We start from the raw sequence: 23,427 nt of genomic DNA on the forward strand, positions 1-23,427 counted from the left end.
CGGAAGGTGCCGGCCGCGATCTGCCCGGCGTAGCCGCGGTAGTCGGGGTGCTGGGCGCTCTGCGGGCGGATCACGTACTGCACGGGCAGCCGGGCGTGGCAGTGGGCCAGGTCGTGGCTGACGGGGACGGTCTCCAGGTGTTCCAGGACGGTGGGGCCGCCGTACCAGTCCATGTTCGCGGAGGGTTCCACCACGTTGTCGCCGGCGAGTGCGGAGATCGGGATCGCGGTGATCTCGGGGACGCCCAGTTCCGAGGCGTAGGCGGTGAACTCCTCGGCGATCGCGGCGAACACCGGCTCCTGGTAGTCGACCAGGTCCATCTTGTTGACGGCCAGGACCACGTGCGGGACGCGCAGCAGGGCGGCGACGGCGGCGTGGCGGCGGGTCTGCTCGATGACGCCGTTGCGGGCGTCGACCAGGACGACGGCGAGGTCGGCGGTGGAGGCGCCGGTGACCATGTTGCGGGTGTACTGCACGTGCCCGGGGGTGTCGGCCAGGATGAAACGGCGCCGGGCGGTGGCGAAGTAGCGGTAGGCGACGTCGATGGTGATTCCCTGCTCGCGCTCGGCGCGCAGGCCGTCGGTGAGCAGGGCCAGGTCGGGGGTGTCCTGGCCGCGGTTGCGTGAGGCGTGCTCGACGGCCTCCAGCTGGTCGGTCAGGATCGACTTGGAGTCGTGCAGCAGGCGTCCCACCAGGGTGGACTTGCCGTCGTCGACGGAGCCCGCGGTCGCGAAACGCAGCAGGGTGGTGGCCGTCAGCTGTTCGACCGACAAGGGCTCGGCGGGTTCGGTGGTGCTGGTCATGTCTAGAAGTACCCCTCGCGCTTGCGGTCTTCCATCGCGGCCTCGGACATCTTGTCGTCGGCGCGGGTCGCGCCCCGCTCGGTCAGCCGGGACGCGGCGATCTCGGTGATCACCTGCTCCAGCGTCGTCGCCTCGGAGTCCACGGCACCCGTGCAGGACATGTCCCCCACGGTCCGGTAGCGCACCAGGCGCTTCTCGACGCTCTCGCCGTCCTTCGGGCCGCCCCACTCACCCGCGGTCAGCCACATGTTCGAGCGCTGGAACACCTCACGCTCGTGCGCGAAGTAGATGCCGGGCAGCTCGATGCCCTCCCGGGCGATGTACTGCCACACATCCAGCTCGGTCCAGTTCGACAGCGGGAACACCCGCACATGCTCACCAGGTGCGTGCCGGCCGTTGTAGAGGTTCCACAGCTCGGGGCGCTGACGGCGCGGGTCCCACTGCGAGAACTCGTCGCGCAGCGAGAACACCCGCTCCTTGGCCCGCGCCTTCTCCTCGTCCCGGCGCCCCCCGCCGAACACGGCATCGAACCGCTCGGAGGCGATCTTCTCGGTCAGCGGCAGGGTCTGCAGCGGATTACGGGTGCCGTCGGGGCGCTCGCGCAGCACACCGCGGTCGATGTAGTCCTGCACCGAGGCGACGTGCAGCCGCAGGCCGTGCCGCTGCACGGTCCGGTCGCGGTAGTCGAGGACCTCGGGGAAGTTGTGCCCGGTGTCCACATGCAGCAGCGTGAAGGGAACCGCCGCCGGAGCGAACGCCTTCAACGCCAGATGCAGCATCACGATGGAGTCCTTGCCACCGGAGAACAGGATCACCGGCCGCTCGAACTCCCCCGCCACCTCACGGAAGATATGCACAGCCTCCGACTCCAACGCGTCCAGGTGCGACAGCGCGTACGGGCTGCTCTCGGTCTCCTCGGAGACACTGGCGACGGTCGTCATGCGAGACCCTTCTCGGTGAGCAGCGCGTGCAGCGCGGCGGCGGACTCCCGCACGGTCTGGGTGTGCGACTCGATGCGCAGGTCGGGCGACTCGGGCGCCTCATAGGGGTCGTCGACGCCGGTCAGCCCCGAGATCTCGCCCGCGGCCTGCTTGGCGTAGAGCCCCTTCACATCGCGTACGGAGCAGACCTCGACCGGGGTCGCCACGTGCACCTCCAGATACGTCGTCCCGTTCTCCTTGTGGCGCCCGCGCACCGCCTCGCGGCTGTCCGCGTAGGGCGCGATCACCGGGACGAGCGCCTTGACGCCGTTGCGGGCGAGCAGTTCGGCGAGGAAGCCGACGCGCTGCACGTTGGTGTGCCGGTCGGCGCGGCTGAAGCCGAGGCCCGCGGAGAGGAACTCGCGGATCTCGTCGCCGTCGAGGACCTCGACACGGTGGCCCTCCTCGCGCAGCCGGCCGGCCAGTTCGTACGCGATGGTGGTCTTGCCGGCACTCGGCAGACCCGTGAGCCAGATCGTGGCTCCGGTCGTCACTTGCTGCTCCTGGGAGATCGTGGGGTTCGTGGCCGTCGCGGCTGCCGTCGTCGTCGTCATCCGTGCAGCCCGCACTCGGTCTTCGAGCGGCCCGCCCAGCGGCCCGCTCGCGCGTCCTCGCCGGCCAGCACCCGGCGGGTGCAGGGCGCGCAGCCGACGGAGGCGTAACCGTCCGTCAGCAGGGGGTTGGTGAGGACCCCGTGCTCGGCGACATACGCGTCGACGTCGTCCTGCGTCCAGCGGGCGATGGGGGAGATCTTGACCTTGCGGCGCTTCTCGTCCCAGCCGACGACCGGGGTGTTCGCCCGGGTCTCCGACTCGTCGCGGCGCAGCCCGGTCGCCCACGCGTCGTACGCGGTCAGGCCCTCTTCGAGGGGCTGGACCTTGCGCATCGCGCAGCACCGGTCCGGGTCGCGGTCGTGCAGCTGCGGCCCGAACTCGGCGTCCTGCTCGGCGACCGTGCGGCGCGGGGTGAGCGTGATGACGTTGACGTCCATCACCGCCTCGACCGCGTCACGGGTGCCGATGGTCTCGGGGAAGTGATAGCCGGTGTCGAGGAACACCACGTCCACACCCGGCCGGGCGCGGGAGGCGAGATGGGCGACCACCGCGTCCTCCATGGAGGAGGTCACGCAGAACTTCCCACCGAAGGTGTCCGCGGCCCAGCGCAGGATCTCCAGCGCGGACGCGTCCTCCAGGTCGCGCCCCGCACGCTCGGCCAGGCTCTTCAAGTCCTCGCCCGTGCACTCTTGCTGAATGGCCGTCATATCTCCGCCCCTCCACGCTCTTCCCGCTGGACGCCCCGGGACAGCAGTCCCAGGAACTTCAGCTGGAAGGCTCGGTTGCACGCCGCGCATTCCCACGCGCCGTGACCCTCTTCGCTGGGTCGCAGGTCTTCGTCTCCGCAGTAGGGGCAGTAGAACGGCGCGGCACGCTCGCTCACGACAGCGCCTCCTCGGAGGCACGCGCGGCCCAGGTGGCGAAGCGCTCGTCGTCCTCGCGCTCCGCCTGGAAACGCTTCAGCACACGCTCGATGTAGTCGGGCAGCTCGTCCGAAGTGACCTTCAGGCCGCGGACCTTGCGGCCGAATCCGGCCTCCAGGCCGAGCGCGCCGCCCAGGTGCACCTGGAATCCCTCGACCTGCTCACCGTTCTCGTCGAGGACGAGCTGGCCCTTGAGGCCGATGTCCGCGACCTGGATGCGGGCGCACGCGTTGGGGCAGCCGTTGATGTTGATGGTGATGGGTTCGTCGAACTCGGGGATGCGGCGCTCGAGTTCGTCGATCAGGGAGGCGCCACGCGCCTTGGTCTCGACGATCGCGAGCTTGCAGTACTCGATGCCGGTGCAGGCCATCGTGCCGCGCCGGAAGGTGGAGGGGCGGGCGGTCAGGTCGAGAGCCTCCAGGCCCTCGACGAGCGAGTCGATCCGCGCCTCCTCCACGTCGAGCACGATCATCTTCTGCTCGACGGTGGTGCGCAGCCGGCCCGAGCCGTGCGCCTCGGCCAGCTCGGCGATCTTCGTCAGGGTGGCGCCGTCGATGCGGCCGACGCGCGGGGCGAAGCCGACGTAGTAGCGGCCGTCCTGCTGCCGGTGCACGCCGACGTGGTCGCGCCAGCGGGCGACGGGCTGGTCGGGGGCGGGGCCGTCGACCAGCTTGCGCTGCAGGTACTCGTCCTCCAGGACCTGGCGGAACTTCTCCACGCCCCAGTCGGCGACCAGGAACTTCAGACGGGCGCGGTTGCGCAGCCGCCGGTAGCCGTAGTCACGGAAGATCGACAGGACGCCGATGTGGACGTCCGCCACCTCGTCGAGCGGCACCCAGGCGCCCAGGCGCTGGCCGATCTTCGGGTTGGTGGACAGACCGCCGCCGACCCAGAGGTCGAAGCCGGGGCCGTGTTCCGGGTGGTTCACGCCGACGAAGGCGACGTCGTTGATCTCGTGCGCCACGTCGAGCAGCGGCGAGCCGGAGACCGCGGTCTTGAACTTGCGGGGAAGGTTGGAGAAGTCCTTGTTGCCGATGACCCGGCGGTGGATCTCCTCGATGGCCGGCGTGCCGTCGATGATCTCGTCCTCGGCGATGCCGGCGACGGGCGAGCCGAGGATGACGCGGGGCGTGTCACCGCAGGCCTCGGTCGTGGACAGGCCGACGGCCTCCAGGCGGTCCCAGATCTCCGGGACGTCCTCGATGCGGATCCAGTGGTACTGGACGTTCTGACGGTCGGTGAGATCGGCCGTGCCGCGCGCGAACTCCTGCGAGATCTCGCCGATGACGCGGAGCTGCTCGGTGGTCAGCCGGCCACCGTCGATCCGCACGCGCAGCATGAAGAACTTGTCGTCCAGCTCCTCCGGCTCCAGGATCGCGGTCTTGCCGCCGTCGATCCCGGGCTTGCGCTGGGTGTACAGACCCCACCAGCGCATCCGGCCGCGCAGGTCGTTGGGGTCGATCGAGTCGAATCCCCGCTTCGAGTAGATCGTCTCAATGCGTGTCCGCACATTGAGACCGTCGTCGTCCTTCTTGAACTGCTCGTTGCCGTTGAGCGGGGTGAAGTGACCTACGGCCCACTGGCCCTCGCCGCGGTGACGGCTCACCTTGCGGCGGGGCGCGACGACGGGATCCTGAGGGGTGGCGGCCATGGCTGTTACGTCCTTCGAGACTGCGGGGCAGGTCTGACTGCGGCTCTGACCTGCGCATACGGGTGCATACGGAAGAATGGGCGCAGCACTGCGCAAGGGTCGCAAAAAAGAGGGGGCTCGGCGCTGCTGGGCTGATCAGCTCGCCGGACAGATGGCGCTGGACATGCGGCCGAGGTCGACGTGCCGCCGACTCACCAAGGCAATTCCAGTTCCAGACATGACGGAAGCGTGTCACGGGGATCTCGGGGCAGTCCACCGTCATCCATTATGTGGACATCCGTGTCCCGAATCTTGAGACGTGGGTGTTGTCGATCACATGACCGGCCCTCCCGCGGTGCCGCGAGGAGGGCCGGGAGCCGTGGTCACCACGGTACAAAGCGGGTCAGACGGTATACGCGCCCGGCCAGGGCCCCGGTGTGGCTGCCTCTTCCTCCGGCTCGACCTTGGTGTCGTACAGCCGGAAGCCGCGGCGCTGGTAGTTGTCCATCGCGTGCTCGCCGTCCTTGCTGCACGTGTGCAGCCAGACGCGCTTCGTACCGGCCCGTCCCGGCCAGCGTTCGGCCAGGTCCCAGGCGCGTGCGGTTCCGAACGAGAGCAGGTGACCCCCGATCCGACGGCCGCGGAACGCGGGGAGGAGTCCGAAGTAGGCGATCTCCACGACCCCGTCGTCCTGGGCGTCGAGTTCGACGTAGCCCGCGGGGGTCCCCCGGTCGTAGGCGACCCAGGTCTCCGTGCCCGGCCGGTCGAGGACCTCCCGCCACCGCGCGTACGTCCAGGCGAGCCGGTCCGTCCAGAGGATGTCCCCGCCGACCGAGGCGTACAGGAAGCGGCTGAACTCGGGCGAGGGGACCTCGGCGCGGACGATCCGCAGGTCCCCGTCGGGCGCGCTCGCGGGGAGCAGGTCGGCCGGGGCCGTCTGCTCCAGGGACCAGGTGGTCACATTGATGCTGCTCATGACCGCCAGGGAATCACGCGGGCGGGCGCCTCTCCAAAGCCGTCCACGGACCGGCCGGCCGAGCGTGTGGCGCGGGCGGGCCCGCTGTCCGAGCGGCCCGTTCCCGGGCGCCGGCTCCGCTGTCCGAGCCCGCGCCGCTATCCGAGCGAGCCGTCGACCGACGACAGCGGCACCGCGTAGAGCACCCTGTGGTCCGCCCTGTCGGTGATGCTCCACAGCTCGCCGGTCTGCTGCCAGTAGGAGAGCGAGCCGGTCCCGAGGTCCCAGCAGGCGTGCGACTGGTCGGCGGTGCACGTGGCCGCCTCGGCGCCGTGTCCGCTCTGGCGCCACAGGGACCCGTGCCCGGCCCGGCTGTCGGACGGCCGCTTGATGTACCACCGGGGCTCGCTGTCGCCCGCGGACCGGTGGGAGAGGGCGCCGGAGATCCCGGACCCCTTGGTCGTGTAGGCCTCGACCGCGTTCACATGGCCCTGGGCGTCGGCGAGCAGTCCGGTGCGGTACGCGGCGGTGCTGAACGCGTACCGCCAGACACGGGCGCGCTCCGGACGGTCCTCCGCGGCCTCCGTCGCGACCAGGCTGTCGGGTGCGGTCGTACGGTCCAGGGAGAGCGAGCCGATACAGGGGACCCCGTGGTCACGGGCGCGGCCGCACGAGCCGCCCTCCAGGTCGTAGGAGCCGATGGCGGGGAGTACGTACCGGTAGCCGGCGGCGGAGTAGCCGCGGCCGACCCGGCCCACGGCGCCGCTGTCCACGTCGGCCCGCAGCAGTCGGTGCAGGTCGAAGACGAGCAGGCCCTGGCCGTGGTCCGCCGGGACGATCAGCTTGTCCTGGTACCAGACCATGCCGCCGAGGCCGGTGCGGACCGCGGTGAAGTCCTTGCCGCCGGACCGTGGGGCGACCAGCAGGACCCAGCGGTAGCGGAGGGCGTCCGGATCCGTCGCGTCGACCACGGCGATCCGGGCCAGTCCCTCCTCCCGGTCCGGCGCGGCCGCCCGGCCGTCGCGGTGGGTCCAGCCGGCCAGGATCACCCGGTGGGTGCCCCACGCGCCGTCGTCGTCGGCGTCACCGGACGTCGTCACGGAACGGGGCCGCCACCCCGCTGTCCGCGCGTCGGTGTCGCCCCAGCAGTAGGCGCGGGTGGCGGTGGGCTCGACGGGCAGCGCGGACCGCTCGTCCGCCGTGCAGTCGGCGGTGTTGCGCATCGAGTGGTCGGCGTCGCTCAGGACTCCGTCGACGCCCACGTTGCCGCCCATGTTCCCGCTGAGCGTGTCGAGCGCGTCCCGGGAGGCGAGGTTCTCGTGCAGGCGCAGCTGCGGGGCGGCGCCGGTGCGGAGGGCGGTGAGACCCCCCGGGCTGTTGGCGCCGGTGGCCTGCGAGGTACTGATCAGGGTGGCGGCCGCGGTGAGGGCGAGCGCGGTTCCGGTCAGCGTGGCGCGCAGCGCCTGTCCTCTTCTTCGACGACGGTGCCTGCCGCGCTGTTTCATGCGTCCTCCCGGATAGGCCAACTGCCTCCCCCGCCGAGGGCGTTGACGGAGAGACGGGTGGGGTGGCCTGTGGAGTGGATGCTACGGCAGAGACCCCCCGGCCAGGTCGAAGACCGCGGAAGACGCCCCCGAAATACGCTCGCTTCACCCCTCCCCGGCTTCACGACGCGCCCGGTCCGGCCGTCGCGCGTGCTCCGAGAACCGCGGGCGCGGTCGAGTGCGGCAGCAGGTCCCGGGGGTCGTCCGGCAGCAGGACCTCGACCTCCACCTCCTCGCGGAAGCGGTAGGGCCGGTGGTCGAGGAGCCCGATGAGCCGGCGGCGCACGCGGGAGAGTTCGGCGCGGACCGTGACCGTGCGGGTGGGATCGCCGAAGAGGTCGACCGCGAGCTGCGCGGCGCTGCGCCCCTGCCGGCGCACGGCGAGGACGTAGAGCAGTTCGGCGTGGCGCGGGCTCAGATCCTGGGCCCAGCTGCCCGCCGTGCCCGAGACGGTGATGTGCGGGCGCCGGGGTTCGCCGAGGTCGAGGACCACGCGCCCGGCGCTCCCCAGGTCGCCGGCACCGGTGACGCGCAGCAGCCAGCCGCCGGGCATCGGCTCGGCGACACACGTTCCGAGGGAGGGCAGCCAGACGGGGCCCGCGCCGAAGGGGTCGGGCAGTGGGACCCGGTCCACGGGCGGCATTCCGGTGACGGCGGCGAGCCAGCCGTGGGAGTCCACCACGAGCGCGGGACCGTCCAGCCGGCACAGCAGGGGCGCGGCCACCGCGCGCAGCCGTTCGATGGCCGTCAGATGCGCGGTGCGCAGTTCGCTTTCGGCCAGTCTGGACACCGTGTCGACCAGCGCGAGGGTGGCGGGATGAAAGCTGCTGTCCGGACCGCTCACGTCGATGATCCCGAGCAGCCGTCCGTCGCGCGGGTCGTGGACGGGTGCGGCGGCGCACGTCCAGTCGTGCAGGGTGCGCACGAAGTGCTCGGCGGAGTGCACCTGGACGGGGGCGTCCGCCGACAGGGCGGTTCCGATGGCGTTGGTGCCGGTGGTGTCCTCGCTCCAGGCGGCGCCCTCCTCCAGGCAGATGGTGTCGGCCCGGCGCAGGACGCCCGGGTTCCCCTCGCGCCACAGCACCCGGCCCTCGGGGTCGGTGACCACCATGATCTGGAGGGAGGCGTCGGCGACCGTCCCGAGGCCGCCGTGCAGGGTCGGCATCACATCGGCGAGCGCGGTGGAGGTCCGCCGGTGTTCGAGTTCGTCGGAATGGAGAAGGGGACTGTCCGTTCCTTGTTCGGGATTGATGCCGAAACGTTTCGCTCTTTGCCAGGACCGGCCGATCACCGGACGCGGGGCGAACGCGCCGCGCTCGCCCTTGACCGACGCGGCCCACGTCTCCTGGAGGTGCCCCGCCGTCCCGGACGCGTCGGACGGTGCGAAACGGGCTGGGTTGAACGATGTGGTCTTCACAGAGCACTCCCGAAACCAGGACCTCGTACGGGCCGCGTCACCGCCGTCATCCCACATCGTGCCTGCTCTCGGCCGCGTCCGCCGGGCCTTCGCACAAGGTGCACAAAGGAATGCAACGGTCTGCAACTCTCGCCAACGGTCACAAGGTTCCCTGAAACTGACAGCGATGCCGCCCGTGCGGTGTCCGAGCTCCTGAACGGGGCGAGCGGCGGGGGTGGTGCCGTGTCGGCGCAGCACCACCCCCGCGTCAGCGCTCGCCTCAGGCCACCGGCCGGGCCCGCTCCACCACCGTGGCCAGATCCAGACTGTGCGGCAGCGTGCCGAATCCCGCGCCCCAGTCACCGCCCAGACGCGAGGCGCAGAACGCGTCGGCCACCTCCGGGGGCGCGTACCGGACGAGCAGCGACCCCTGGAGCACCAGTGCGATCCGCTCGACCAGCCGGCGGGCACGGGCCTCGATGCCCTCCAGGTCGGCGAGTTCGGTCAGCAGGTTCTTGATGGCCCCGTCCAGCCGGTGGTCGGCGCCGCGGGCCCGGCCCACCTCCCGCAGATACGCGTCCAGAGCCCCCGGCTCCCGCTGCAGAGCGCGCAGGACGTCCAGCGCCTGCACATTGCCCGCGCCCTCCCAGATGGAGTTGAGCGGCGACTCCCGCAACAGTCGCGGCATGCCGGACTCCTCGACGTAGCCGTTGCCGCCCAGGCACTCCAGCGCCTCCACCGCGACCGGCGTACACCGTTTGGTCACCCAGAACTTGGCGGCGGGCACCGCGAGCCGCAGGAACGCCCGCTCCTGCTCGCTCCCGTCGTCGTACGCCGCCGCGAGCCGCATCGCCAGGGTCGTCGCCGCCTCCGACTCCAGCGCCAGATCGGCGAGGACGTTGCGCATCAGCGGCTTGTCGACGAGCCGGCCGCCGAACGCCTCGCGGTAGGTGCAGTGATGGATCGCCTGCGCGACCGCCTGCCGCATCAGCGAGGCCGAGCCGAGCACACAGTCCAGCCGGGTCGCCGCGACCATCCCGATGATGGTGCGCACCCCGCGCCCCTCCTCGCCCACCCGGCGCGCCCACGTCCCGTCGAACTCGACCTCGCCCGACGCGTTGGACCGGTTGCCGAGCTTGTCCTTGAGCCGCTGGATACGGAAGACGTTCCTGGTGCCGTCCTCCAGGACGCGCGGCACCAGGAAGCAGGTGAGCCCGCCCGGAGCCTGCGCCAGCACCAGGAAGCCGTCCGACATCGGCGCGGAGCAGAACCACTTGTGCCCGGTCAGCGCGTACGTCCCGTCCTCGGCGAGGGGGCGGGCCTCGGTCGTGTTGGCCCGTACGTCGCTGCCGCCCTGCTTCTCCGTCATGCCCATACCGAAGAGCACACCGGCCTTCTGCGCGGCGGGCCTCAGCTCCTGGTCGTAGACCGTGGCCGTCAGCCGCGGCACCCACTCGGCGGCGAGCGCCGGGTCGGCGCGCAGCGCGGGCACCGCCGCGTGGGTCATCGACAGCGGACAGCCGTTGCCCGCCTCGGCCTGCGTCCAGACCACGAAGCCCGCCGCGCGCCTGACGTGTCCGCCCGGGCGGGTCCAGGCCGACGTCAGCCCCGCCGACACGCCCTTGCCGAGGAGGCGGTGCCAGGACGGGTGGAAGTCGACCTCGTCGATCCGGTTGCCGTATCGGTCGTGGCTGCGCAGCTTCGGCGGATTCTCGTTGGCCAGCGCACCCCACTCCTGGACCTGGGCGGAACCCGTCGTCCGGCCGAGCGACGACAGTTCCTCGCGCGCCTCCTGGAGGAGCCCGGGATCGAGGTGCCGGGCGACCGCCTCCCCGAGGGCCCGGTCGGCGGCGAATACGTCATATCCGACCAGGGGCGGAGCCTGGTTGGTCACGGTGTGGGTGCTGGCTGGCATACCGCTACCGTAAGGACGTGCACCAGGCAAAAGAAACCTCCGAACGGCCTCGCCTCGGCCGATTCCACCGCGCTCGCGCGCTCTACAGGAACGTCTCCAAGCGCAGGACCGCCTGGCTGCTGATCAAGGACACCGTCAACTCGTGCATGGAGTACAGGATCCTCGGACTGGCGGCCGAGGCCGCCTTCTTCACGCTCCTGTCCGTGCCGCCGCTGCTGCTGAGCATGATCGGGCTGCTCGGATACGTGGACGCCTGGACCGGCGCCGACACCATCGCCAGCCTTGAGTCCAACATCCTGGACGCGTCCCGCACGGTGCTGACCCAGAAGGGCGTGCACCAGATCGCGGAGCCGATCCTGCACGACGTGATGAAGGGCGGCCGGCCCGACATCATCTCCCTCGGTTTTCTGTTCGCCCTGTGGTCGGGCTCGCGCGCGGTCAACGTCTTCGTCGACACCATCACCGTGATGTACGGGCTCGACGGCACCCGGGGCATCGTGAAGACCCGGGTGATGTCCTTCCTGCTGTTCATCGTGGCCCTGCTCATCGGCTCCGTCCTGCTCCCGCTGATGGTGGCGGGCCCTGACGCCGTGGTGAACGTCGTGCCGTGGTCGACGACCGTCGTGCAGGTCCTGTACTGGCCCGTCGTCATCGTCCTGTCGGTCGCCTTCCTGACGACCCTCTACCACGTGTCCGTCCCCGTCCGGTCCCCGTGGGTCGAGGACGTGCCGGGCGCCCTGGTCGCCCTCGCCATGTGGGTCCTCGGCAGCTTCCTGCTGCGCATCTACCTGACCAACACCATCGAGGGGCCCACCATCTACGGCTCCCTCGCCGCCCCGGTGGCCGTCCTGCTGTGGATCGGCGTCGCCGCCTTCGCCGTCCTGGTCGGCGCGGCCGTCAACGCCGCCATCGACCGGGTCTGGCCGGCCGCCGCCACCGCCGCGGCCCGCGCCGCCAACGAACGGCTGCGCGAGGCCCAGGCCGCCGAGTACGTGGCCCGCGCCGCCGCGCACCGCTCCTACGACGCCGACCCCGACGATCCCGACATGCCCTCCGAGTTCCCGGAACGCTGGTCGCGCTTCCTGCCCCCGGAGGACGTGACGTCCCGCCTGCGCACCCACGCCAAGAACACCCACCACACCCACCGCGCCCCGAAGAACGGCTCGGGGCACCCTCCGGGGGAGTGAGTCCCGGCAGGCAGCTTCAGGCCTTCCACACCCCGGCCGCCGCGGCCTCCCGCGCGAAGTCGGTGAAGTCCCGCGGCGCGCGGCCGAGGATCTTTCCGACGCCGTCCGACAGGTGGGAGTTCCGGCCGTCGAGGAGGCTCTCGAAGAGGTCGACGAGGAACCCGGCCTCCTCGGCCGGCACCCCGAAACCGGCCAGCGTGTCGCCGTACCGCCGCGCCGTCACGGGCGTGTACGCCAGTTCCTCGCCGGTGGCCCGCGAGATCTCCGCGACCGCCTCCCGGAAGGTCAGCAGCCGGGGCCCCGTGATCTCGAGCTCCCGGCCGGTGTACCGGTCGCCCCCGGTCAGCGCGGCCACCACAACGTCCGCGATGTCCCGGACGTCGATGAACGGCTCCCGCACCTCACCCGCCGGGAAGACCAGCTCCCCATGGCGCAGCCCTTCGACCAGCGGGCCCTCGCTGAAGTTCTGCGAGAACCACGACGCTCGTACGATCGTCCAGTCGGCGCCCGACGCCACCAGCGCCTCCTCGGTCGGCCGGGCCCGGTCCTCGCCCCTCGACGACAGGAGCACCAGCCGCCGCACGCCGAGCCCCACCGCCTCCCGGGCCAGCGCCCCGACCGCCTTCGTGGCCGGCGGCGAGCCGACGTCCGTGGGATGCGCCAGGTAGGCCGCGTCGGCGCCGCGCAGCGCCCCGGCCCACGTCGAGGCGTCCTCCCAGTCGAGGCCCGTGGCGCGCGAGGCGGCCCGGACCGTCAGTCCCGCCGCCCGCGCGGCCCGCGCGACCCGGCTCCCGGTCCGCCCCGTGGCGCCTGTCACCAGCACGGTCATGTCCCGCGTGTTCTCTGTCATGCGGCCCAGTCAACTGCCGTCCCCGGCAGGGAACCATCGGCGAACAGCTCATTCCCATTGCTTGTTCTTCGCGGGGAATCCTGGCCTTCAGGTCGGGCGGGAATGCGGTCCTCGGTCCGGAGGCGCGAAGCGCCGGAGATCACTGTGCTTGTGTGGTGACGGTCATGCCGGGCGCTTCTGGTTCTCGGTGTGGTCCTTGACGATGCTCGGTGGTGCGCCGCGGCAGGACCCCGCGAAGTAGGACGGGGGCCAGAACACCGAGCCGGTCCCGATCCGGTTGATCCGGCCGGTGTATTCCGCATGCAGGTAGCGGGAGCTGACGCCTTTGAGCTGTTGACGAGCTTGGACAGGGCGGTCTTCGGCGGGTGGTGCACGAGCAGGTGGACGTGATCGCCTCCACCGTTGAACTCCCGCGGTTCCGCGCCGAGGCTCTCGCACACATCGCGCATGACCTCCTCGCGGCGCGTCAGCATCTCACCGTTGAAGATCTCCCGCCGGTACTTCGTGACGCACACCGAGTGTGCGTGCAGGTGGTGGACAGTGTCGTTTCCTCATTTCATGTGAGGATCTGGTTCCTCATGTGATGACAAACGCCAGGACAGTAGGATCAATCCGATCTGACCGGAGGGGTGGGCTGGATGATCCGTGCGTACAAGTTCCTGCTGCGGCCCACCGTCCGGCAGGCCCAGGCGCTCGTCGAGATGCCGCGCGATCACTGCTCTCTCTACAACGGGGCGTTGCAGGAACGCCGTGACGCCTACCGGCACGTTTCGAAGAGCACCGTCAAGTACGGGATGCAGTCCGCGCAGCTCAAGGAGATCCGGGCGTTCGACCCTGAACGTCAGGGCCGCTGGTCGTTCAGCTCGCAGCAGGCGACCCTGCGCCGTCTGGACAAGGCGATGCAGGCGTCCTTTCGGCGGGTCAAGTCCGGCGAGACCCCGGGGTACCCGCGTTTTCGCGGGGTGAGCTGGTTCGACACGGTGGACTTTCCCAGGGACGGGGACGGCTGCCGGGGGGACTCCACTCCGCATGACCCGGTCACTCGTGTCCGCCTCCAGGGCGTCGGGCATGTGAAGGTCAACCGGCACCGGCCGGTGTCCGGCAGGGTCAAGACGATCTCGGTCAAGCGTGAGGGCCGTAAGTGGTTCGTCGTGCTCGGTGTCGAACAGGACCGGCCCGAACCGTTGCCCGCGACCGGCTCCGTGGTCGGGATCGACCTGGGCATCGCGAACTTCCTCGCCGACTCGGGTGGCGCCTTCGTATCCAACCCGCGCCACGGCCGTCGCGCGGCCGCAAAGCTCCAGGCCGCGCAGCAGGCCCTGTCCCGGTTCCCCCGCTGCAAGGCCAAGGACCGCACCGGCAACCACCGGCGCGCGGTGGACAAGGTCGCCCAGCTCCACGGCAAGGTGCGCCGCCGGCGCCTGGACCACGCACACAAGACCGCGCTCGACCTGGTTCGCGCGCATGACGTCATCGCGCACGAAGACCTCAAGATCCGCAACATGAGCAGGGCCCCCGCATCCAGGCCCGACCCCGACCGGCCGGGCGCCTTCCTGCCCAACGGGGCCGCTGCCAAGGCCGGGCTCAACAAGTCGATCACCGATGCCGGTTGGGGGGTGTTCCTGACGATCCTGCACGCCAAGGCTGAAAGCGCCGGACGGGAAGTGATCGCCGTGGACCCCCGCAACACCTCCCGCACCTGCCCCCACTGCGGGCACACCGCCAAGGAGAACCGGCCCACACAGGAGAAGTTCCACTGCGCCGCCTGCGGACATATCGCGCACGCGGACACGGTGGGAGCACTCAACGTTCTACGGGCCGGGCTGGTCCGTCGCGACGCCAACCCGGCGTAACGAGAAGCCCCCGGCCTCAACCGGGGGAGGAGTCACAAGCGGTCGTCCACGGTCCTCCACGGCTGCCCGGGCCGCCGTCTACGCTGGCGCCATGGACGCACCGCCGCGCTCGGACCTGCTCATGCGGGGGGACCCGCTCGCGAGCCTGCTGGAGGGTCCACGCGCGCGTGGCGCCTTCATGATCCGCGCGTGCTTCGACCCGCCGTGGTGCGTACGCGTCGAGGACCGTGCCCCCCTGACGATCATGCTGGTGGTCCGCGGCGACGCCTGGGTCGTACCGGACCGGAGCGAGGGCCTGCGGCTGCGGGCCGGTGACCTCGCCATCGCGCGCGGCCCCGAACCCTACGTCTGCGCCGACGACCCGGGCACCTTGCCCCAGGCCGTGATCCTGCCGGGCGGCGAGTGCTCCTACCCGGACGGACGCTCGCTGAAGGGCCACTGGGACCTCGGCGTCCGCAGCTGGGGCGACCGGCTCGACGGCTCCACGGTGCTGCTGATCGGGACGTACATGATGCGGGGCGAGGTCAACGGCCGCCTGCTCGACGCCCTGCCGCCGCTGCTCGCGCTCCCCTCCGACGTGTGGGAATGCCCGTTGACCCCGATCCTCGCCGCGGAGATGACGCGCGACGAGCCCGGGCAGGAGGTCGTCCTCGACCGGCTCCTCGACCTGCTGATGATCACCGCCCTGCGGGCCTGGTTCTCCCGCCCCGAGGCCGCGGCGCCCGCCTGGTACCGGGCCCTCGCGGACCCGGTCGTCGGCCGCGCGCTCCGGCTCCTCCAGGACGACCCGGCCCGCCCCTGGACGGTCGGCGGGCTCGCCGCCGAGACCGGCGTCTCCCGTGCCGCGCTGGCCAGACGCTTCGGCGAACTCGTCGGGGAACCCCCGATGACGTACCTGACCGGCTGGCGGCTCGCCGCCGCCGCCGACCGGCTCCGCGAGAGCGACGACACCCTGGAGACGATCGCCCGCCACGTCGGCTACGGCAGCTCCTTCGCGCTCTCCAGCGCCTTCAAGCGGGTCTACGGCGTCAGCCCGCAGGAGCACCGGGCCCGCCCGGCGTAGCCTGGCCGACATGTACGCGGAACGGGCGTCCCGGCTGCCGGGCGCGGTGCTCTGGAGCCGTGTCCTGAACGGTCCCGCGCCTGACGGCGGGGCCGAGGTGACGCCCGCGCGCCTGGCGCCGGGCACGCGGGCGGGGGCCGCCCATCCCGGCGACCCGGCGTTCGCGCGGGGTGCGGAGGCGGGGCGCGCGGGCCCGGCGGAGCGTGCGTCCGCGTCCGGTGCGGAGGCGATGGCCGCGTTCGTCCGCGGGAGCGAGGGCGAGGGCCCGACCCGGGACGATCCCCCGGCCGCCCGGGACGCTTCCGTCACGGCCCGGGACGCCGTGCTCCCCGACGGCTGCATGGATCTGCTGTGGACCCGGGGGCGGTTGCTCGTCGCCGGTCCCGACACCCGGCCCCACATCCCGGACGGCGTGCCCGGCGGCTGGGCGGGCGTCCGCTTCCACCCCGGCACGGCACCCGCCTACTTGGGTGTACCGGCCGACGAACTCCGGGACCAGCGCGTGGAGTTGGCCGAGCTGTGGCCCGCCGCCGAGGTGCGCCGTCTCACCGCGCGGATCGACGCGGCCGCCGACCCCGTGGGCGCGCTCGAAGAGGTCGCGCTGCTCCGGGCGGCCGAGACCGAGCCCCCCGATCCGCTGCTCAGGGACGTCGTGGCCGCCCTGGACGCGGGACGCCCGGTCGCCGAGACGGCCGACCGACTGGGCCTGGGGGCACGGCGGTTGCACCGCCTCTCGCTCGCCGCCTTCGGGTACGGACCCAAGACCCTGGCCCGGGTCCTGCGACTTCAGCGGGCCCTCGCCCTCGCCCGTGACGGCGTGCCCTTCGCGGAGACCGCGCTGCGCGCCGGGTTCGCCGATCAGGCCCATCTGGCCAGAGACGTGAGGGAGTTGGCGGGAGCGCCGCTCGGTGAGCTGGTCGCTCACCGCTGACGCGTACGGGGCTACTGCGCGGCCGCCGGCCCTTCCGGCAGCGGGGCGAACAGGTCGACGCCGTTGCCGTCCGGGTCCTGCACGACGGCGTACCGCATGCCCCAGAAGGCGTCCCACGGCTTGAGTTCGCCGTGATGGCCCGCGCCGACGAGCCCCTCGTACACGGAGTCGACCTCGGCGGGGTCCTCGCAGCGGAAGGCGAGCGACACCCTGCCGCCGCCGCTCGGAGGCCGCCACCCGGCGTGGAACGACCGGATGGTGTCCTCCGTGTCCAGCGCGAGGCGCAGCCCGCCGGGCAGTTCGGCCTCGACGTGCGGCTCGTTCTCCGTACCCTCGGGGAACACGAGCCCGAGACGGCTGTAGAAGGCGAGAGAGGCGGCCATGTCGGAGACGGCCAGCCCGATCACATCGAATCGTGGAGTCATACGGCCACCGTAGGCGGGCCCCGGGCGGCCGGTCTTGAACGAAACGGACAGCGCCCGGCGAACGCGCCCTTAGGCTCCGGGCATGGTCTTCCGCGTTCTCGTTTACACCCGTACGACCGGCTACCGGCACGACTCCATCCCGGCCGCCGTGGGCGCCGTGCGCGCCCTCGGCCACGCGCACGGTTTCGAGGCCGACGCCACCGAGGATCCCGCGGTCTTCGAGGCCCCTCTCGACCCGTACGCGGCCGTCGTCTTCCTGTCGACGAGCGGCGAGGTGCTGACACCCCGGGGCCGTGAGCGGCTGGCGGCCCACGTCGAGGGCGGCGGCGGCTTCGTCGGGGTGCACGCCGCCGCCTGCACCGAGTACGACTGGCCCCACTACGGCGAACTGCTCGGCGCCCGCTTCGACCGGCACCCGGACCTCCAGCCGGGCAGGGTCGTCGTCGAGGACCACGGACATCCCGCGACCCGGCTCCTGCCGCCGGTCTGGGATGTCACGGATGAATGGTACGACTTCCGGACCAACCCGCGCGAAGCAGACGGCGTGCGGGTGCTCGCCTCCGCCGACGAAGCGTCCTACGAGGGCGGGGGAATGGGCGGCGACCACCCCCTGGTGTGGTGCCGGGACCAGGGCGCGGGCCGGGTCTTCTACACCGCGCTCGGCCATGCCGCGCGGGCCTACGAGGACCCAGACTTCCTCGGACACCTGCTCGGCGGCATCCTCTGGGCGGCACGGGAGCCCTCGGCGGCCGCTTCGGGCCAGGGATCCTGACCCGGCGCCGGACCCCGGCGCGGGGCCGGTACGAGGCCGGCGGACCGGCCCGCGCCGTACCGCGGTAGCGGCCGGACAGGTGACCTCCGCAGGAATACCGGGACGCGATGTGGTGCTCTGATCTCTACAGCGCGCGACGGTGAGGAGCTGGTCCCGGATGGCGGTGGACTCGGTGGATCCGGTGGCGGAGACGAAGGACCCGGTGGTCTCCACCCCCTACGGAGCGGTGCGCGGCCGGTACGAGAACGGCATCGCGGTCTTCCGGGGTGTTCCCTACGCGGCCCCGCCCTTCGGCGCCCGGCGCTTTCGCCCGCCCGAGCCGCCCGAGCCCTGGGACGGGGTCCGGGACGCCGGCGCCTTCGGACCGACCCCGCCGAAGCCGCCGTACTCCGAGGCGTTCTCCCGGCTCCTCGCCGACCCCGCCGTCCCCGGCGACGACTGCCTCAATCTCAACGTGTGGACTCCGGCGCCGGACCCAGCCGCCCGCCTCCCCGTCCTGGTGTGGATCCACGGCGGCGCGCTGACCCGCGGTTCCTCGGCCATACCGGTGTACGACGGGCACGCCTTCGCCCGCGACGGCGTGGTCCTCGTGTCCGTCAACTACCGCCTGGGCGTGGAGGGCTTCGGCCTCTTCCCGGACACGCCCGCGAACCCCGGACTGCGTGACCAGCTCGCCGCGCTGGAATGGGTGCGGGAGTCCGTCGCCCGGTTCGGCGGAGACCCCGGCCGGGTGACCGTGTTCGGCGAGTCCGCCGGAGCCATCAGCATCGGCGCGCTGCTCGCGAGCCCGCGCGCCCGGGGCCTGTTCCACCGGGCGGTCCTCCAGAGCGGGCCGCCCGAGGCGAGCGACCGCGACAAGGTGCGCCGCATGGTGCGCAGGATGGCCACCCGGCTGAAGGTCCCCGCGACGGCGGAGGCGTTCGCCGCCGTCGACCGCGACCTGCTCCTGCGCACCCAGGCCGACGTGGGCAGGCTCAGCAGCCCGGTGCTCGGCGGTCCCGCCTTCGGCATCGTCGTGGACGGCGACCTCGTGCCGCGCGACCCGCTCCAGGCCCTCGTCGAGGGCGCCGCGGCGGATGTCGGCCTCCTGCTCGGCTGGACCCGTGACGAGTACCGGCTGTGGCTCGTGCCCGGCGGGCTCCTGGAGCGCGTCGACCGGCTCGGCCCGGTCGCCCTGGCCGGTGCGATGGCCCGCTGCCACTGCGGCCACGAGGTGCCCCGTGGTTACCGCGCCCTGCGCCCCGAAGCGGGCACCGCCGATCTCGTCGGCCAGATGATCACCGACCATCTTCTGCGGGTACCGCTGCACCGCCTCGCCGACGCGCGGAGCGGCACGCCCACCGCGTCCCTCGACGCGGACGTCCCCGGCGGCCGGGCCCCGGCGCACGTCTACGAGTTCGCCTGGCCGTCCAACGTGCCCGGCCTCGGTGCCTGTCACGCCCTGGAACTGGGCTTCGTCTTCGACACCGCCGGAGTACCGGAGGCGGCGAAACTCGCGGGCGAGGGCGCTCCGCAGGAGCTGGCGGACGCGATGCACGCCGCGTGGGTGCGGTTTGCCGTCGACGGCGACCCGGGGTGGGCCGCCTGGGACCCCTCGCACCCGGTCCGGGTCTTCGGCGACGGCGACCCGCACACCGTGCACGGCCCGCGCGACCGCGAACTCGCCCTGTGGGAGGCCGAGTCGGCCAGGGCCGCGGCCGGGCCCGCGACCGGCTCCACCCGCAGGCAGACCGGCAGATCCACGGTCGGGGCCCTCGGCGCGTCCCCACTCGGGACCGCCGGGCAGTCCGGCGTCGGCGCGGGCCCCGGCTCTGCCGCCCGTCCCGCCGCCGGGGCTGCCGACGGGCCCCTAGGCGCTCCCGCCGCCAGGACCGCCGACCAGAGCGCCGACGAAAGTGCGGACAGCCCGCCCGGGGCGGTGGACGGAGCGTCCGCGTCCGCCGGCGTCGACGAGCCCGTGCGCATCACGACACCGCTGTCGGCCGTACGACGCTTCCGCCGCTCGGGCGGCACGGGACGGCGCTGACCCCGGCCCCGGCCGCGCGGGGGGTGGCTCGGGGGCAGCTCCGAGCCGGGTCCGGGCCCGGGCACCCGGCCCCAAGCCTCTCCGAGCCCGAGGCCGGGCCGTGAGCCGGGGCATGCGGCCCCAAGCCCCTGCGAGCCCGAGGCTGGGCCGCGAGCCGGGGCATGCGGCCCCAAGCCCCTCCGAGCCCAAGGCGAGCCGCGAGCCGGGCCGCGATCCGGTGCGCCCGGCCCCAAGCCCCTGCGAGCCCGAGGCCGGGCCGTGAGCCGGGGCATGCGGCCCCAAGCCGCTCCGAGCCCAAGGCGAGCCGTGAGCCGGGGCGTGCGGCCCCAAGCCGCTCCGAGCCCAAGGCGAGCCGTGAGCCGGGCCGTGGGCTGGGCGCCTGAGCGGGGGTGCCCCGGCACGGAAGTGCCGTTCGCGCCCGTCGTGTCAGGGAGGCCGGCGGGCGGGCTCAGGCGGCTCGCAGCGCCGACGTGATCCCCCTGATCGCCTCCGGGCCCACCCGGCAGCAGCCGCCGATCAGCCGGGCGCCGGCCCGCTCCCACCCGCCGACCTGGGCTGCCGTGAACGTGGAGCTCCCGGTCCAGGCGCGGGCCGCCGCGTCCCAGGTCTCGCCGCTGTTCGGGTAGACCACGACCGGTTTCCCGGTCACGCGCGCGGCGATGGCGACGGCCGCGTCGGCATCCGCGGGATCGCAGCAGTTGACCCCGACCGCGACGACCTCGTCCGCCTCGGCGGCCAGGGCGAAGGCCTCCTCCAGCGGCTGTCCGGCCCGGGTACGGTCACCGGCCACGCTGTACGACAGCCACGCCGGTACGCCGAGCCCGCGCACCGCCCGGAGCAGCGCCCGCGCCTCGTCCGTGTCCGGGACCGTCTCCAGGGCCAGCACGTCGGGCGCGGCGGCGGCCAGCACCTCCAGGCGCGGCCGGTGGAAGCGCTCCAGTTCCGCGACGCTCAGCCCGTACCGCCCCCGGTACTCCGAACCGTCCGCGAGCATCGCCCCGTACGGACCCACCGACGCGGCGACCCACAGGGGCCGCGTGACGCCCTTCGCGTGCGCCCGCCGAGCGGCCTCGCGCGCCGACTCGACGCTCAGGCCGAGCAGTTCGGCACCCCGCTCGCGGGCTACGCCACGTCGGGCGAAGCCCTCGAACGTCGCCTGGTAGCTGGAGGTGATCGCCACGTCCGCGCCCGCCTCGTAGTAGGCGAGATGTGCCTCGACGATCGCCTCGGGCCGGTCCGCGAGCAGCCGCGCCGACCACAGCGCGTCGCCGAGGTTGTGTCCGGCCGCTTCGAGCTGGTTGGACATGCCTCCGTCGAGCACGACCGTGCCCGACGAGAGCGCTTCGGCGAAGGCGGGGGTGGAGTCGCTGTTCATGTCACGACGCTAGTCGATGCGCCGAGAAGGCCGGTATCCGCGACCGTGCCCCGCCACGATCACCGGCCGGGACCGAGGACCTGATCACCGGCGGTCCACCGTCGTCCGGCGGTGGGGGCCCGACCGCCGTCCCGTCACCAGGAGCCCGACCGCCGGTGGCCGGGGCCCGACCGCCGTCCCGTCACCAGGAGCCCGACCGCCGGCGGCCGGGGCCCGACCGGCGTCCCGTCACCAGGACCCTGACCGCCGGCGGCCGGGGCCCGACCGTGGCCCGGTCACCGGGGACCCCGACCACCGTCCGGTCACCAGGAGCCCGGCCGTCGCCCGGGCCTCACGCCTCGTAGGCCGTGTCCCGCGCGACCTTCTCCCAGGCGGTGATCTCCGCCCGCTGCGCGTCCAGGTGACCGAGGACGGCGTCCACCCCGTCTCCGCCGAGCGGCAGCCGCAGCGGAGTGCGGTCGTCGGCGAGGGCGGCCAGGACCGCGGCCACCCCCCTCGCCGGGTCGCCGGGCTGGTCCCCGTCGCCGGCGGCCACGGCCTGCCGCGTCGGGCCCACCGTGTCCGCGTAGTCGGCGATCTCCGCGCTGGCGCCGGCCGCGCCCATCAGGTTCGTACGGAACGCGCCGGGCTCCACGATCAGCACCTTGATGCCGAGCGGCGCCACCTCGGCCGCCAGCGCGTCGGAGAAGCCCTCCAGGCCGAACTTCGTGGCGCAGTACGCCGCGAACCCGGGATACGTCATCTGCCCGCCCATGCTGCTCATCTGGACGATCGCCCCCGAGCGCCGTTCCCGCATGTGCGGCAGCACGGCCCGAACCAGCGCGGCGGGTCCGAAGAAATGCAGCTCGAATAGGGACCGCAGCTCGTCGTCCGTGGTCTCCTCCGCGGCGCCCACATGCGTTCGGCCCGCGTTGTTGACCAGCACGTCGATCCGCCCGTGCCGTGCGACGACATCGGCCACGACGGAATCGATGCCCGCCGGGTCCGTCACGTCGAGGGCGAGCGCCTCGACCTGATCGGGGTGAGCCGCCACCAGACCGGCCAGCGCCTCGGGCCTGCGGGCCGTGGCGACCACGACATCGCCCCGGCCGACGGCCGCCTCGGTGAACGCCCGGCCGAAACCGCTGCTCGCGCCCGTGATCAGCCACACCTTGCTCATGTCCGACTCCCTGGTCGTCCTGTCGTCCGCTGTCCCGCTTCTGATGAGTCGAGCCTGGCCCCGCGCCCCCTCGCCCGTCCAAGACCCTTCGTGATAACCCATGGTTATGGCCATGGACGTTCACGGGCGGGACCTGCGCTATTTCGTCGCCGTCGCGGAGGAGCTGCACTTCACGCGCGCCGCCGAGCGCCTCTTCGTCTCCCAGCCGGCTCTCAGCAAGCAGATCCGCGCCCTGGAGAGGCAATTGGGCGCCGAGCTGTTCGAACGGGAGCACCAGGGCGTGCGGTTGACCGCCGTGGGCGCCGCCCTGCTGCCTCAGGCGCGCCGGGTCCTCGCCGCGTGGGCCGGCGCGGCCGACGCCGTGGAACGCGCCAAGGCCGAGCAGCGGGCGACCCTGGTCGTCGGCATGAGCACCAGCCCGGGGCGGGGCGGCCTGCTGCCGGCCATCAGATCCCGGTTCGGCGAGGCGTGTCCGGACGCCAGGATCGAACTGCGGCAGGTGAGCTGGGCGGACTCCAGCGCCGGGCTCGCGGACGGTTCGGTGGACGTGGCGTTCGTGTGGCTGCCGGTGCCGGACGAGGAACGCTACGGGTGGGTGGTGGTGGCCGAGGAGCCCCGCCATGTCGCGCTGCCGGACACGCATCGCCTCGCGGACCGGGAGGCGATCGACTTCGCGGATCTGCTCGACGAACCGTTCATCGCCATCCCCGAGTCCGCCGGAGTGCTGCGCGCGTACTGGCTGGCCCTGGACGACCGCGCGGGGCGCCCGCCGAGGATCGGCGCCGAGGCCGCGAACGCCGACGAGACGTACGAGGCCCTGGTGGACGGACGGGGCGTCTGCCTGCTCGCCGCGGGGAACGCGCCGCTGCTCACCCGGGGCGGTGTCGTGACCCGCCCCGTGCACGGCATCACGCCGAGCAGGCTGGCGCTCGCCTGGCGCGCGGACGACCGGCGCCCCCTGGTCCGGGCGTACGCCGAGGCGAGCCGTCTCGCGTCGGGGCGCCGCTCCGCCCCGCCCAGGAGCCCCAGCTCTGCGGACAGGCCCCGTCCGTCCCGTTGACCTCTTCGTAGTACGCGCTTACTTTC

21 protein-coding genes and 2 pseudogenes are annotated in these 23,427 nt (G+C 72.7%); 7 read left to right on the forward strand and 16 right to left on the reverse strand.

The annotated features are described in order from the left end of the window. From ACF07B_RS11355 to ACF07B_RS11405, 11 genes are all read right to left on the reverse strand, one after another. Positions 1-803: sulfate adenylyltransferase subunit 1 (locus ACF07B_RS11355; protein WP_392178770.1), on the reverse strand; the 803-nt coding region annotated here is incomplete at its 3' end. Between the two features lie 2 nt (positions 804-805). Further along, positions 806-1,744, reverse strand: coding sequence for a sulfate adenylyltransferase subunit CysD (gene cysD / locus ACF07B_RS11360; RefSeq protein ID WP_392178771.1), 939 nt, complete (start codon positions 1,742-1,744; stop codon positions 806-808). Further along, positions 1,741-2,337: an adenylyl-sulfate kinase gene (gene cysC, locus ACF07B_RS11365; protein ID WP_392178772.1), complete on the reverse strand. Its 597-nt coding sequence runs from the start codon at positions 2,335-2,337 to the stop codon at positions 1,741-1,743. The genes cysD and cysC overlap by 4 nt, the downstream gene beginning before the upstream one ends. Then, positions 2,334-3,044, reverse strand: coding sequence for a phosphoadenylyl-sulfate reductase (locus ACF07B_RS11370; RefSeq protein WP_392178773.1), 711 nt, complete (start codon positions 3,042-3,044; stop codon positions 2,334-2,336). Before ACF07B_RS11370 ends, cysC begins: the two co-directional genes overlap by 4 nt. Continuing rightward, the gene (locus tag ACF07B_RS11375) at positions 3,041-3,220 is read right to left on the reverse strand and encodes a hypothetical protein (protein ID WP_261704338.1); all 180 of its coding nucleotides are present in this window, start codon (positions 3,218-3,220) and stop codon (positions 3,041-3,043) included. The genes ACF07B_RS11370 and ACF07B_RS11375 overlap by 4 nt, the downstream gene beginning before the upstream one ends. Then, positions 3,217-4,911, reverse strand: a complete 1,695-nt coding sequence (locus tag ACF07B_RS11380; protein WP_369482085.1) for a nitrite/sulfite reductase — start codon at positions 4,909-4,911, stop codon at positions 3,217-3,219. Before ACF07B_RS11380 ends, ACF07B_RS11375 begins: the two co-directional genes overlap by 4 nt. 135 nt (positions 4,912-5,046) lie before the next feature. Next, positions 5,047-5,130: a putative leader peptide gene (locus ACF07B_RS11385; RefSeq protein ID WP_309486338.1), complete on the reverse strand. Its 84-nt coding sequence runs from the start codon at positions 5,128-5,130 to the stop codon at positions 5,047-5,049. Between the two features lie 163 nt (positions 5,131-5,293). After that, positions 5,294-5,866: a GNAT family N-acetyltransferase gene (locus tag ACF07B_RS11390; protein ID WP_369482084.1), complete on the reverse strand. Its 573-nt coding sequence runs from the start codon at positions 5,864-5,866 to the stop codon at positions 5,294-5,296. A gap of 137 nt (positions 5,867-6,003) precedes the next feature. Beyond that, positions 6,004-7,350 carry a hypothetical protein gene (locus ACF07B_RS11395; RefSeq protein ID WP_392178774.1) on the reverse strand — a complete coding sequence of 449 codons (1,347 nt, stop codon included), beginning with the start codon at positions 7,348-7,350 and terminating at the stop codon, positions 6,004-6,006. 160 nt (positions 7,351-7,510) lie between these two features. Further along, positions 7,511-8,806 carry a GAF domain-containing protein gene (locus tag ACF07B_RS11400; RefSeq protein WP_392178775.1) on the reverse strand — a complete coding sequence of 432 codons (1,296 nt, stop codon included), beginning with the start codon at positions 8,804-8,806 and terminating at the stop codon, positions 7,511-7,513. Between the two features lie 259 nt (positions 8,807-9,065). Further along, entirely contained in the window at positions 9,066-10,700 is a 1,635-nt protein-coding gene (locus ACF07B_RS11405) for an acyl-CoA dehydrogenase family protein (RefSeq protein WP_369482081.1), read from the reverse strand. Positions 10,701-10,717: 17 nt separating this feature from the next. Between ACF07B_RS11405 and ACF07B_RS11410 the strand changes: the two genes are divergently transcribed. Continuing rightward, positions 10,718-11,887 carry a YihY/virulence factor BrkB family protein gene (locus ACF07B_RS11410; protein WP_369482080.1) on the forward strand — a complete coding sequence of 390 codons (1,170 nt, stop codon included), beginning with the start codon at positions 10,718-10,720 and terminating at the stop codon, positions 11,885-11,887. A gap of 16 nt (positions 11,888-11,903) precedes the next feature. Here the strand turns inward: ACF07B_RS11410 and ACF07B_RS11415 are convergent, their stop codons facing one another. Together ACF07B_RS11415 and tnpA are read right to left on the reverse strand one after the other, a co-directional pair. Then, positions 11,904-12,737 carry an NAD(P)H-binding protein gene (locus tag ACF07B_RS11415; protein WP_392178776.1) on the reverse strand — a complete coding sequence of 278 codons (834 nt, stop codon included), beginning with the start codon at positions 12,735-12,737 and terminating at the stop codon, positions 11,904-11,906. 162 nt (positions 12,738-12,899) lie between these two features. Then, positions 12,900-13,267 (reverse strand): annotated as a pseudogene (gene tnpA, locus ACF07B_RS11420) (IS200/IS605 family transposase). Between the two features lie 108 nt (positions 13,268-13,375). Here tnpA and ACF07B_RS11425 point away from each other — a divergent pair. From ACF07B_RS11425 to ACF07B_RS11435, 3 genes and pseudogenes are all read left to right on the forward strand, one after another. Then, the gene (locus ACF07B_RS11425; RefSeq protein ID WP_392178777.1) at positions 13,376-14,590 is read left to right on the forward strand and encodes an RNA-guided endonuclease InsQ/TnpB family protein; all 1,215 of its coding nucleotides are present in this window, start codon (positions 13,376-13,378) and stop codon (positions 14,588-14,590) included. A gap of 91 nt (positions 14,591-14,681) precedes the next feature. After that, positions 14,682-15,653 (forward strand): AraC family transcriptional regulator, encoded by a 972-nt coding sequence (locus tag ACF07B_RS11430; protein WP_392178778.1) that lies wholly within the window; start codon positions 14,682-14,684, stop codon positions 15,651-15,653. 322 nt (positions 15,654-15,975) lie between these two features. After that, positions 15,976-16,584: pseudogene (locus ACF07B_RS11435) on the forward strand (helix-turn-helix domain-containing protein); the annotation flags it as partial. An 11-nt stretch (positions 16,585-16,595) separates the two neighbouring features. On the opposite strand, the gene ACF07B_RS11440 reads toward ACF07B_RS11435, so the two are convergent. Then, the gene (locus ACF07B_RS11440; RefSeq protein ID WP_392178779.1) at positions 16,596-17,009 is read right to left on the reverse strand and encodes a VOC family protein; all 414 of its coding nucleotides are present in this window, start codon (positions 17,007-17,009) and stop codon (positions 16,596-16,598) included. A gap of 82 nt (positions 17,010-17,091) precedes the next feature. Here ACF07B_RS11440 and ACF07B_RS11445 point away from each other — a divergent pair, with 82 nt between their 5' ends. Both ACF07B_RS11445 and ACF07B_RS11450 read left to right on the forward strand, forming a co-directional pair. Continuing rightward, the gene (locus ACF07B_RS11445; protein ID WP_384242375.1) at positions 17,092-17,781 is read left to right on the forward strand and encodes a ThuA domain-containing protein; all 690 of its coding nucleotides are present in this window, start codon (positions 17,092-17,094) and stop codon (positions 17,779-17,781) included. Positions 17,782-17,938: 157 nt separating this feature from the next. Next, complete coding sequence (locus tag ACF07B_RS11450) at positions 17,939-19,807, forward strand: carboxylesterase/lipase family protein (RefSeq protein WP_392178780.1); 1,869 nt, start codon at positions 17,939-17,941, stop codon at positions 19,805-19,807. Between the two features lie 448 nt (positions 19,808-20,255). Here ACF07B_RS11450 and mmuM read toward each other — a convergent pair whose 3' ends face one another. Next, on the reverse strand, positions 20,256-21,182 hold the full coding sequence (mmuM, locus tag ACF07B_RS11455; RefSeq protein ID WP_392178781.1) for a homocysteine S-methyltransferase: 927 nt from the start codon (positions 21,180-21,182) through the stop codon (positions 20,256-20,258). A gap of 331 nt (positions 21,183-21,513) precedes the next feature. Then, complete coding sequence (locus ACF07B_RS11460; RefSeq protein WP_392178782.1) at positions 21,514-22,341, reverse strand: oxidoreductase; 828 nt, start codon at positions 22,339-22,341, stop codon at positions 21,514-21,516. A gap of 106 nt (positions 22,342-22,447) precedes the next feature. Here ACF07B_RS11460 and ACF07B_RS11465 point away from each other — a divergent pair, with 106 nt between their 5' ends. Further along, the gene (locus ACF07B_RS11465) at positions 22,448-23,401 is read left to right on the forward strand and encodes a LysR family transcriptional regulator (RefSeq protein WP_392178783.1); all 954 of its coding nucleotides are present in this window, start codon (positions 22,448-22,450) and stop codon (positions 23,399-23,401) included. Positions 23,402-23,427 lie beyond the last annotated feature (26 nt).

The sequence above is a fragment of the Streptomyces sp. NPDC015532 genome, from assembly GCF_043078065.1.
Taxonomy (GTDB): domain Bacteria; phylum Actinomycetota; class Actinomycetes; order Streptomycetales; family Streptomycetaceae; genus Streptomyces.